Raw genomic sequence first — 10,558 nt, forward strand, 5'->3', positions numbered from 1 at the left:
GCACCGGAACCCCGCCGCACATCCCCGCCGCGCTGCGGCCGCTCGTGCGGCAGGGCGATCGCGTCGGTGCGGGCGAAGGCGCGGGCAGCGGAGAAGGCGACGAAGGCGGCGGAGGGGGCGAAGGGGGCGAAGGGGGCGAAGGGGGCGGAGCCGGCGGCGCCGTCCACGCGGCCGACTACCTGGGGGAGCGGGACGCGCTGCGCCGCAGGCGCTCGCTCACCGTCGTCGGCAGCGGCCAGAGCGCGGCCGAGATCTACCGCGACCTCCTCGGCGGCCTGGAGCCCGGCGGCTACCAGCTCACCTGGGTGACCCGCTCGCCGCGGTTCTTCCCGCTGGAGTACACCAAGCTCACCCTGGAGATGACCTCCCCGGAGTACATCGACTACTTCCATGCCCTGCCGCCGGCCGACCGCGACCGGCTGCTCGACGCCCAGAAGGGCCTCTACAAGGGCATCGACTCCGAGCTGATCAACGAGATCTACGACCTGCTCTACGCCAAGAGCCTCGGCGGGCCGATCAACACCCGGCTGCTGGCCAACACCGCGGTGACCGCCGCCTCCCACGACCCCGCGGCCGGCGGCTACCGGCTGCGCCTCCGCCAGGAGGAGCAGGGGGCCGAGAGCGAACTGCTCACCGAGGGCCTGATCCTGGCCACCGGCTACCGTGCCGGGCTGCCGGCTTTCCTCGACCCCGTCCGCGACCGCCTCCGGCTCGACGACCGCGGCCGCCTCGACCCGCGCCGCGACCACTCCGCCGACCGCGCCGGGCGCGGCGAGATCCTGCTGCAGAACGCCGCCCCGCACGCCCACGGCCTCGCCACCCCCGACCTCGGGATGGGCGCCTACCGCAACGCCAGCCTGATCCGCACCATGACCGGCCGCGAGCCCTACCCGGTCGAGAAGCGCATCGCCTTCCAGGAGTTCGCGCTGTGAGCGCCCCGGTGCTGTTCACCCGGGACGACGCCGGGCTGGGCGCGTTCGCCCTCCGGGACGTCGACCACATCGCCGACACCCCGCTGCTGCACCGCTGGCTCACCCACCCCAAATCGCGGTTCTGGATGATGGGCGACGCCGAACCCGCCCAGGTCGACCGCGAGTTCGCCGACACCGCCCTCGACCCGCACCGCCGCGCGCTGCTCGGCCTCCACGACGGACGGCCCACCTTCCTGATGGAGCGCTACGCGCCCGAGCGCTCCGAGCTCGCCGGCCTCGCCGCCTACCGGCACCGCGACGGCGACATCGGCATGCACTTCCTCTGCGCCCCCGCCGAGCGTCCCGTGCACGGCTTCACCCGGGCCGTCCTCGCCACCGTCCTGGACTTCCTCTTCGACGACCCCGCCGTCCGGCGCATCGTCGTCGAACCCGACGCCGCCAACCGGCCCGTGCATGCCCTCAACGCCGCCGCCGGCTTCCGCGTCCAGGCCGCGGTCGCCCTGCCCGGCAAGGACGCCCTCCTCTCCACCTGCACCCGCGACCAGTACCGGGCCGCCCGCGCCACGCTCACAGGAGCCCCCGCATGACCGCCACCGCCCTCCCGCCGAGCGACGACCCCGCCGCCGCCACCGCCCACCTCCACCCCGCCGCCTGGGACCGCGCCAACCGGCAGCTCGTCGCCAAGGCGCTCGCCGAGTTCGCACACGAGCTGCTGCTCGTCCCCCGCCGACTGCCCGACGGCCGCTGGCAGGTGCACCCCGCGGACGGCGGCACCGACTACCGCTTCTCCGCCCGCCGGATGGCCCTCGACCACTGGGCGATCGACGCCGCCTCCATCACCCGGCAGCGCGGCACCGAGCACCTCCCGCTGGACGCCGCCGACCTGATCCTGGAGTTCCGCGCCGAACTCGGCCTCTCCGACCGGGTGCTGCCGCTGTACCTGGAGGAGATCACCAGCACCCTGGCGGCCGCCGCCTACAAGCTCGACGGCGCCGCGGCCACCGCCGAGCAGCTGGCCGAGGGGCAGTTCCAGGACATCGAGGCCGGCATGACGCAGGGTCACCCCTGCTTCGTCGCCAACAGCGGACGCCTCGGCTTCGACGCCGGCGAGTACCGCGCCTACGCCCCCGAGGCCGGCGTCCCCGTCCGGCTGCTGTGGCTCGCCGCCGACCGCGACCGCGCCCACTACTCCGCCACCCCCGGCCTCGACCACGACGCGCTGCTCCGCGCCGAGCTCGACCCCGCCACCCTGGACCAGTTCGCCGCCGTCCTCGCCGAACGGGGACGCTCACTCGCCGACGTCCACCTCATCCCCGTCCACCCCTGGCAGTGGTGGAACCGGCTCGCCGTCACCTTCGCCGACGAGATCGCCACCGGCCGGCTGGTCCTGCTCGGCGAGGGCGAGGACGAGCACCGCCCCCAGCAGTCCATCCGCACCTTCTTCAACACCTCCCGCCCCGAGCGGCACTACACCAAGACCGCCCTGTCCGTGCTCAACATGGGCTTCTACCGGGGGCTCTCCGCCGACTACATGGCCGCCACCCCCGCCATCAACGACTGGGTGCACGACCTCGCCGACGCCGACCCGGTGCTGCGCGCCGCCGGGCTCACCGTGCTGCGGGAGCGCGCCGCCGTCGGCTACCGGCACGCCCGCTACGAGGCCGCCTCGGCCAAGGGCTCGCCGTACCGCAAGATGCTCGCCGCGCTCTGGCGGGAGAGCCCCGTCCCGCTGCTCGGCGAGGGCGAGCGCCTCGCCACCATGGCCGCCCTGCTGCACACCGACCGGGCCGGCCGCTCGCTGGCCGCCGCCCTGGTCCGGGGCTCCGGGCTGGAGCCGGAGGCCTGGCTGCGCGCCTACCTCGACGCCTACCTCGTCCCGGTGCTGCACTGCTTCTACCGGTACGGGCTGGTGTTCATGCCGCACGGCGAGAACGTCATCCTGGCCCTGGACGGGCGGGGCGTCCCCCGCCGCGCCTTCTTCAAGGACATCGGCGAGGAGGTGGCCCTCCTCGACCCGGACGCCGAGCTGCCCGAGATCCCCGAGGCCGTGCGGCGGATCGTCGCCGAGGTGCCCGAGGAGCAGCGGCTGCTCTCCGTCTTCACCGACGTCCTCGACTGCTTCCTGCGGTTCCTCGCCGCCGAGCTGGTCGCCGAGGACCTGGTCACCGAGGACGGCTTCTGGGCCGCCGTCGCCGGATGCGCCGCCGACTACCAGGACGCCCACCCCGGACTCGCCGAACGCTTCGCCCGCTACGACCTGTTCGCCGAGCGGTTCGCCCGCTCCTGCCTCAACCGGCTTCAGCTGCGCGACAACCAGCAGATGGTCGACCTCGCGGACCCGGCCGGCGCCGTGCGGGCCGTCGGCACCCTCGTCAACCCGCTCGCCCCGCATCGGCGCTGAGATCTCACCGCAATGTCCGCCTGTCATCATTGCCGACGATCTGATGAAGGTGGTTCGGGATGACGACGATGTGGCAGGGCACGGCGGCGAGGATCTCGTCGTGGGCCGGACGCAAGTACCTGGCCCGCGTGCAGCGCAAGGGCTTCAATCTGGCCCGGCTGCCCGAGCGCGCCCTGGTCACGCTGCGCCGTGACGGCCTCGACCCGGTGCCCGAGCTCGGCGCGCTCCGCGACCGCGAGCCCGTCAGCAAGCTCCCGCTGCCCTTCGTCGGCGGCGCCTGGCTGGTCACCGGCCACGCCGAGGCCAAGCGGGTGCTCGTCGACTCCAAGTCGTTCAGCAACGACTTCACCAACCTGGTCGGCAGCGCGGGCATCACCGAGGCCCAGACCCCCGGCGGCCTGGGCTTCGCCGACCCGCCGGACCACACCCGGCTGCGCCGCCTGCTCACCCCCGAGTTCACCATGCGCCGCCTCGCCCGCCTGACGCCCCGCATCCACGCCATCGTCGAGGAGCGGCTGGACGCGCTCGCCGCGGAGGCGGAGCACACCGGCCGCCCCGTCGACCTGGTGCAGGACTTCGCGCTGCCCATCCCCTCGCTGGTCATCTGCGAACTGCTCGGCGTCCCCTACGCCGAGCGCGAGGAGTTCCAGCGGCTGAGCGCCGCCCGCTTCGACCTCGCCGGCGGGGCCACCGCCTCCTTCGGCGCCGTCACCGAGTCGCTCGACTACTTCCGGGGGATCGTCAAGCAGCAGCGCACCGAGCCCGGCGACGGGCTGCTAGGCCAGCTCATCCGCGACCACGGCGACCAGATCGGCGACGACGAGCTCGCCGGCCTCGCCGACGGCGTCCTCACCGGCGGCTTCGAGACCACCGCCAGCATGCTGGCCCTCGGCGCCCTGCTGCTGCTCCGCGACCCGGCCCTGCCCGAGCGCCTCGCCGCCGACGAGGCTTTCGCCGACCGCTTCGTGGAGGAGGCGCTGCGCCATCTGACGGTGGTGCAGACCGCGTTCCCGCGGTTCGCCCGCGAGGACGTCGAGGTCGGCGGAGTGCGGATCGCCCAGGGCGACATCGTGGTCTGCTCGCTCAGCGCCGCGGACCGCGACCCGGCGCTCGGCCCGCGGATGGACGAGTTCGACCCCGAGCGGCCCGCGGCCGCCGGGCATCTGGCGTTCGGCCACGGCATCCACCGCTGCGTCGGCGCCGAGCTGGCCCGGATGGAGCTGCGCGCCGCCTACCCGGCGCTGGCCCGCCGGTTCCCGCGGATGCGGATCGCCGTGCCGGCGGAGGAGCTCCGCTTCCGGAAGCTGTCCATCGTCTACGGGCTGGACGAGCTCCCGGTGCGGCTGGGCTCCTGACGGGGCGTCCGCCCGGAAGGCCCGGCGGGAGGCCCGGCGGACGGATCGCCGGGAACGGGCGTCAGGGCCAGAGCAGGGAGCGGTCCCAGCCGCCGCCGTCGGCGCGGCGGCGGTAGCGGAGCCGGACATGGCGGCGCTCGGGGTCGCCCTGCCAGAACTCGGCGGTCTCCGCGCGCAGCACATAGACGGTGTGACCGGGCGCGGACGCCCCCGGCTCGGCCTCGATGCGGTGCAGGGCGTCCTCCGCGGCCGCCGCCAACTGCTCCGCCGAGCCGAGCGGTTCGCTCTGCCGCCCGACCAGCGTCGCCGCCCGGGAGAGCGGCGAGCGGGAGGCGAAGTCCGCCTCCGCGACCGGCCTCGGCGCCGTCTCCACCGGACCGCGCAACCGCACCTGCCGCCCCACGGCCGGCCAGTAGACGGTCATCGCCGCCGCGGGCACGCCCGCCAACTGGCGGCCCTTGGGGCTGGCGGCGTCCGCGGCGAACATCCAGCCGCCGCCCGCCTCGTCCACATCGCGAAGCACCAGCACCCGGGCGTCCGGCAGACCCTCCGCATCGACCGTGGAGAGCGTCATCACCTGCGGATCCGCCGCTCCGGCGTCGAGCGCCTCGGCGAGCCAGGCGACGAAGAGCCGACCCGGGGCCGCCGGGGCCCGACCCGCATCGAAGCCCGGCAGCTCGCGGGCCATCGGCGGCGGCGCGGAACGGAGCAGCTCGGCCGCGACGCCCGGCGCGCCGTCGGAGTGGTGATCGGTCATGACCCCACTGTGGCACCCCCACCGCCATGATCCGGCCATCACCCTGCGCGCGCCGCGCACCCTGTTGAGTTGTCAAGAAACGGTTGCCCTCGCGTACTTGGGCGGCCCGATCGGGGCCCGGCCGCGCCCCTGTCGGATTGCGCACACTCTGCGCCCCCGAACCTGAAGCTGTGCTGAAGGATCCTGAAGAACCCTTCAGGAGGGCTGTGCCACGCTGCGGCCATGAACACCGAAGCCCAGCACTCAGACGCCGCCGACGGCGTCCGCGGCGAGCACCCCGCCCGCCGCGGCGGTCTGTTGCGCCGTGCGCTGGGCCCGGTCCGGGTGCGCACCGCGCTCGGCGCCACCGCCGTGGTCGCGCTCGCCCTGGCGCTGGCCGGCGCCGGGGTGCTGCTGGTGGTCCGCGCCGCCCTGCTCGACTCCCTCGACCAGCGCGCCGAGACGCAGGCCAGGGCGCTCGCCGCGGAGGCCGCCGCGGAGGCCTCGCCCGCCCGGTCTCCGCTCCCCGCCGCGGACGGATCTGCCGGCCAGCTGGTGGATGCGCGCGGCAGGGTGCTCGCCGCCAGCGGAGGCCTGCGCCGCCGCACCGCCCTCGCCGACTTCGACCGCGCGGACCGGCCGGGCGGGCCCGGTCTCGGGGCCACCGACGGCAGCGTCCACCGACGCACCGTCACCCTCCCGGTGGATTCCGACGGTGCCCCGATTGACGCCGGCCCGGGCGCCCCCGCCGCCCCGGCCCCAGCCAGCGCCCCAGCCAGCGCCCCAGCCAGCTCCCCAGCCACCCCGGTGGCCTCCGCCGGCCGGACGGCCACTCCCGCCGTCCGCACCGCGGCCTTCCGGGTCGCCGCCGAGCGGGCGGTCTCCCGCGCCGGTGTCCCCGTCACCGCCTACGCCGCCGTCCCCGCCGCCGAGGCCCGGGACGCGGTGCTGCGGGCCGCGCAGGCCCTCGCCATCGCCGTCCCCGGACTGGTCGTGATGGTCGGCTGCGTCACCTGGCTGGTCACCGGCAGCGCCCTCGGCCCCGTCGAGGCCATCCGCGCCGAGCTCGCCGAGATCACCGCGGGCGACCTCTCCCGGCGCGTCCCGGTGCCGCCGGCACGCGACGAGGTCGCCCGCCTCGCCCGCACCACCAACCGCACCCTCGCCGCACTGGAGGAAGCCGTGGAACACCAGCGCCGGTTTGTCGCCGACGCCTCCCACGAACTGCGCAGCCCGATCGCCTCGCTCCGCACCCAGCTGGAGGTCGCCTGCGCCCACCCCGAACTCCTCGACACCGAGGACATGCTCGCCGAGACCATCCGCATCCAGGAGCTCGCCACCGATCTGCTGCTGCTCGCCCGCCTGGACGCCGGCGAGCCGCCCCGCACCGATCCGATCGACGTCGCCGAGCTGGTGCGCGCCGAGCTGGACGACCGCCTCGTCGGCCGGGTCCCCGTCCGGCTCGACGTCGGGGCGGGGTGCCGGGACGGCCCGGGGGCGACCACGGTCCGCGGCGGCCGGGCCCAGCTCGCCCGCCTGCTGCGCAACCTCGTCGACAACGCGGAGCGGCATGCGGAGGCCCAGGTCCTGGTCACCGTCCGGGCGGCACCGGGCGGCGAGGTCCGGCTGGTGGTCGAGGACGACGGCCCCGGCGTCCCGCCCGCCGACCGGGAGCGGATCCTCGAGCGCTTCATCCGGCTGGACGACGCCCGCAGCCGCGACCAGGGCGGCTCCGGGCTGGGCCTCGCCATCGTCCAGGACGTGGCGCGCCATCACGGCGGCAGTCTCGTGGTCGACGGGGCGCCGCCCCCGCTCGGCGGCGCGCGCTTCACCGTCCGGCTGCCGCGCACAGCGGACTAAAGGTCCTGAATATATGGAAAAGTTAATAGAGATGATCTATGTGGAGACGGTCCTCTCCGGAGTCGACCTGGGCGAAGGAGCAGGCGCGTGGGTGAGGAGGAGTCGGCGGCCGGGCCGCACAGCGCGGACCGGGAGGCGATCGAGCGGCTCGTCCGCGACAACCGCCGCGGGCTGATGCAGGCCGGGCTGGTCCCCCCGGGCGGAGGCGCCACCCGCCTCCCGGAAGCCCACGACGACCCCGATCGCGCCGCGGCCACGGCGGACTCGCCGCTGCCGGGCACCCGCAGCGTCCTCCAGGCCCTGGACATCCCCGCGGTGCTGCTCAGGCCGATCCCGGCCGACGGCGGCGAGATCGAGGACTTCGAGATCATCGCGGTCAACCGGGCCGCGGTCCTCTACTCCCGGGAGCCCGATCCGGGCTTCACCGGCCGGCTCGTCGGCGACCTCATCCGGCTGCGCGCCGACTATCCCGGGATGGACGCCGACGGGTTCTTCAAGGAGATCGCCGAGGTCCACCGGACGGGCGTCCCGCTGCGCCGCCGCGGCGTCGAATGGCTGATGCCCCGTCCGAGCGGCTGGATCGAGCGGCGCAGCGACCTGGTCTCCGTCTCCCCGTGCGGCTCCGCGCTGCTGATGACCTGGGAGCGGTTCGGCCGCGCCGGAATGGTCGCCGAGGCCCAGCGCATCGCCGACGTCGGCTGGCTGGAGTGGGACCTGGCCACAGGCCGCGCCGAGTACTCCTCGCAGATGCGGACGGTCCTCGGCCCGCCCGGCGGACCTGTCGGCGGCCGACCCGGCGGCGCGCTCGGCAAGCGCCACACCGGCAGCCGCGCGATCGTCGACGGCCACCTCGGGGACGGCCACCTCGGGGACGGCCACCCCGCGGACGGCCAACCGGTCGACGGGCAACCGGTCGACGGGCCCGCCCGCTGGATCGATCTTGTCGAGCCCGAGTCGCTGCCCGCCTACCGCACCTTCGCCGAGCACCTGCTCCGGGACACGCGGCCGGCCTCCGCGCAGATCACCGTCCGCCTCCGCGGGCGGGTGCGGGTGCTGCGCGTCGTCGCCGAGCCGGTGACCGCCTTCCGCGGCGGCCCGGTCTGGGCGGTGCGCGCGGTGGTTCGGGACGTCACCGACATCCTGGACAGCCGGATCCGCGAGGAGGAGGCCGCGCTGGAGGCGCACCGCCAGAGGCGCCGGGCCGAGGCCGAGGCGGCGGTCTCCGAGAAGCTGCGCGCCGCGATCGTCCCCGACCTCGTCTCGCTCGCCGAGGCCGGGCTCGACCTCTCCCTCGCCTACCGCCCCGCCGGCGGCCGGGCCGGCGTCGGCGGCGACTGGGTCAACAACCGGGTGCTGCCCGACGGCCGCGCCCTGCTCGCCCTGGGCGACGCCCGCGGCCACGGCCTGGACGCGGCGGCGCTGATGTCCAAACTCGGCAACGCCCTCAACGGCCTCGCCTTCACCGGTGCCCCCGTCGAGAACCTCACCACCTGGCTCAACTCGCTGGCCTGCGACGACGGCTGGGAGTCCACGGCCACCGCGATCATCGCCCGCTACCACCCCGAGATGCGGACGCTGCGCTGGACCTGCGCCGGCCACCCGCCGCCGATCCTGGTGCGCGGCGGCCACGCCGCGCTGCTGGAGGCGAAGGTGGGCCCGCCGCTCGGCGTCCTCCCCGACTTCCAGTACCTGGCGACCGAGACCGCCCTCGCCCCAGGCGACCTGGTGCTGCTCTGCACCGACGGCCTCGTCGAGCGGCGCGGCACCGACTTCGACGACAGCCTGCGCGCCCTGGTCGAGTCGGCGCTGCGCCACGCGGACCTGCCGCTCCGGGAGTGCGTCGACGCCGTCCTCGCGGAGATGACGGCGGATCTGGACGTCCCGCCCGACGACGCCACGGTCGTCGCCCTCCGCGCGCTGCCCTTCAAGCCTTGACCCGACGCCCCCGCCGCCCGTCGCCTCACGCCCCCCGCCGACGCCCCCTACCCCCGCCGGGCCTCCGCGAGGGCCTCCTCCGCGAGCCGCTCCAGCGCGGGCAGTGCGGCGGCCAAGTCGTGGCGGTCGGAGGGCGAGAGCCGGTCCAGCAGCGCCGCGAGCCGTTCCGCGCGCAGCGCCTGACGCTCCGCCAGCCGCTGCCGCCCCGCGTCCGTAGTCGCCACCATCCGCACCCGGCGGTCCTCGTCCGAGGCGGTCACCGTCACCAGGCCGGCCCGCTGCAGCTTGGCCACCATCTGCGTCGCCGCGGGCTGGGTGATGCCCTCGGCCTCGGCCAACTCCGTCACCCGGCACGCGCCGCGGCGGTTCAGCGTGCTGAGCACGCCCGCCGAGGCGAAGGAGAGATGGGGATCGTGGACGACCGTCCGCAGCCCGCCGAGGAGCCGCTGCACCACCATCATCAGGCGCTCGGGGCCGGGGCTGTCCACATTCCGACCGTATCAGCGGCGCCCGTCCGCACAGGGCAGCCCCGCCCCGAGGCGCATCGGGCGCCGCGCGTAGCCTGGCGTCGCGCGGCGCCGAGGCACCCCGCCGCCGCACGCACCACGAGGAGGAGCGCCTTGACCGAGCAGTCGGAGCAGCCGGAGCAGCGGGACGAGCGGGAGCGGCCGGGACGCCCGGAGCAGCCCGATAAGTCGGACCGCATCGCTGCCGGACGCTCCGCCGCGGTGCGCCCCGCGCGCCCGGAGGACGCCGCCGTCCTGCTCGCTCTGCAGCAGACGCTGGACCGGGAGTCCGACTTCATGCTGCTGGAGCCCGGCGAGCGCGAGACCGACCCGGCGCCGCTCGCGGCCCGCCTGGACGCCTGCGCCACCGGACGCGACCGCTCCTACCTGCTGATCGCCGCCGAGACCGGGGCACCCGAAGCGGCGGCGCTCGGCTATGTCGACGTCACCGTCCCGCCGTACGCGCGCTCGGCGCGCACCGGGTACCTGGTCACCGGGGTGCGCGCCGAGCATTCCGGCCGCGGCCTGGGCCATGCGCTGCTGCGCGCCGCCGCGGACGAGGCGCGCGCCCGGGGGCTGCGCCGGCTGGAGCTGACGGTCATGGAGCACAACCGACGGGCCGTCAATCTCTATCTGAGCTGCGGCTTCCAGGTCGAGGGACTGCGCCGGGCCGCCCTGGACGTGGGCGGCCGGCGCGTCGGCGAGTACTACATGGGCCTGCTGCTCGACTGAGCGGCGGCCGCGCTTGTCGGCACCATCGCCGGCACCCCCGTCGCCACCTCGGGCCGCCCAGCGCCAGCCTCCGCCCGCGCCCCCGCCCGCGCCCCCGCCCC

9 protein-coding genes are annotated in these 10,558 nt (G+C 75.6%); 7 read left to right on the plus strand and 2 right to left on the minus strand.

Annotated elements, in window-relative coordinates; translation table 11 throughout:
• From BIV57_RS04510 to BIV57_RS04525, 4 genes are all read left to right on the plus strand, one after another.
• On the plus strand, nt 1-932 hold a 932-nt coding region (locus tag BIV57_RS04510; protein ID WP_175548662.1), incomplete at its 5' end, for a SidA/IucD/PvdA family monooxygenase.
• Nucleotides 929-1,519, plus strand: a complete 591-nt coding sequence (locus BIV57_RS04515; RefSeq protein ID WP_071655324.1) for a GNAT family N-acetyltransferase — start codon at nt 929-931, stop codon at nt 1,517-1,519. The genes BIV57_RS04510 and BIV57_RS04515, both read left to right, overlap by 4 nt.
• On the plus strand, nt 1,516-3,333 hold the full coding sequence (locus tag BIV57_RS04520; protein WP_071655325.1) for an IucA/IucC family protein: 1,818 nt from the start codon (nt 1,516-1,518) through the stop codon (nt 3,331-3,333). The genes BIV57_RS04515 and BIV57_RS04520 overlap by 4 nt, the downstream gene beginning before the upstream one ends.
• Nucleotides 3,334-3,392: 59 nt before the next feature.
• Nucleotides 3,393-4,688, plus strand: a complete 1,296-nt coding sequence (locus BIV57_RS04525; RefSeq protein WP_071655326.1) for a cytochrome P450 — start codon at nt 3,393-3,395, stop codon at nt 4,686-4,688.
• A 61-nt stretch (nt 4,689-4,749) separates the two neighbouring features.
• Here BIV57_RS04525 and BIV57_RS04530 read toward each other — a convergent pair whose 3' ends face one another.
• Nucleotides 4,750-5,445 (minus strand): pyridoxine/pyridoxamine 5'-phosphate oxidase, encoded by a 696-nt coding sequence (locus BIV57_RS04530; protein WP_071655327.1) that lies wholly within the window; start codon nt 5,443-5,445, stop codon nt 4,750-4,752.
• 222 nt (nt 5,446-5,667) lie between these two features.
• Here BIV57_RS04530 and BIV57_RS04535 point away from each other — a divergent pair, with 222 nt between their 5' ends.
• Together BIV57_RS04535 and BIV57_RS04540 are read left to right on the plus strand one after the other, a co-directional pair.
• On the plus strand, nt 5,668-7,284 hold the full coding sequence (locus BIV57_RS04535; protein ID WP_079170001.1) for a sensor histidine kinase: 1,617 nt from the start codon (nt 5,668-5,670) through the stop codon (nt 7,282-7,284).
• 87 nt (nt 7,285-7,371) lie between these two features.
• The gene (locus BIV57_RS04540) at nt 7,372-9,219 is read left to right on the plus strand and encodes a PP2C family protein-serine/threonine phosphatase (protein WP_071655328.1); all 1,848 of its coding nucleotides are present in this window, start codon (nt 7,372-7,374) and stop codon (nt 9,217-9,219) included.
• A 47-nt stretch (nt 9,220-9,266) separates the two neighbouring features.
• Here BIV57_RS04540 and BIV57_RS04545 read toward each other — a convergent pair whose 3' ends face one another.
• Nucleotides 9,267-9,707, minus strand: a complete 441-nt coding sequence (locus BIV57_RS04545; RefSeq protein WP_175548663.1) for a MarR family winged helix-turn-helix transcriptional regulator — start codon at nt 9,705-9,707, stop codon at nt 9,267-9,269.
• Nucleotides 9,708-9,839: 132 nt separating this feature from the next.
• Between BIV57_RS04545 and BIV57_RS04550 the strand changes: the two genes are divergently transcribed.
• Nucleotides 9,840-10,457: a GNAT family N-acetyltransferase gene (locus BIV57_RS04550; protein ID WP_071655329.1), complete on the plus strand. Its 618-nt coding sequence runs from the start codon at nt 9,840-9,842 to the stop codon at nt 10,455-10,457.
• Nucleotides 10,458-10,558: the final 101 nt, after the last annotated feature.

This window comes from Mangrovactinospora gilvigrisea (assembly GCF_001879105.1).
GTDB lineage: Bacteria > Actinomycetota > Actinomycetes > Streptomycetales > Streptomycetaceae > Mangrovactinospora > Mangrovactinospora gilvigrisea.

Coding starts and splice junctions, on each gene's coding strand:
- BIV57_RS04525 (WP_071655326.1), top strand. CDS start 3,393: ATGACGACGATGTGGCAGGGCACGGCGGCGAGGATCTCGTCGTGGGCC.
- BIV57_RS04520 (WP_071655325.1), top strand. CDS start 1,516: ATGACCGCCACCGCCCTCCCGCCGAGCGACGACCCCGCCGCCGCCACC.
- BIV57_RS04535 (WP_079170001.1), top strand. CDS start 5,668: ATGAACACCGAAGCCCAGCACTCAGACGCCGCCGACGGCGTCCGCGGC.
- BIV57_RS04530 (WP_071655327.1), bottom strand. CDS start 5,445: ATGACCGATCACCACTCCGACGGCGCGCCGGGCGTCGCGGCCGAGCTG.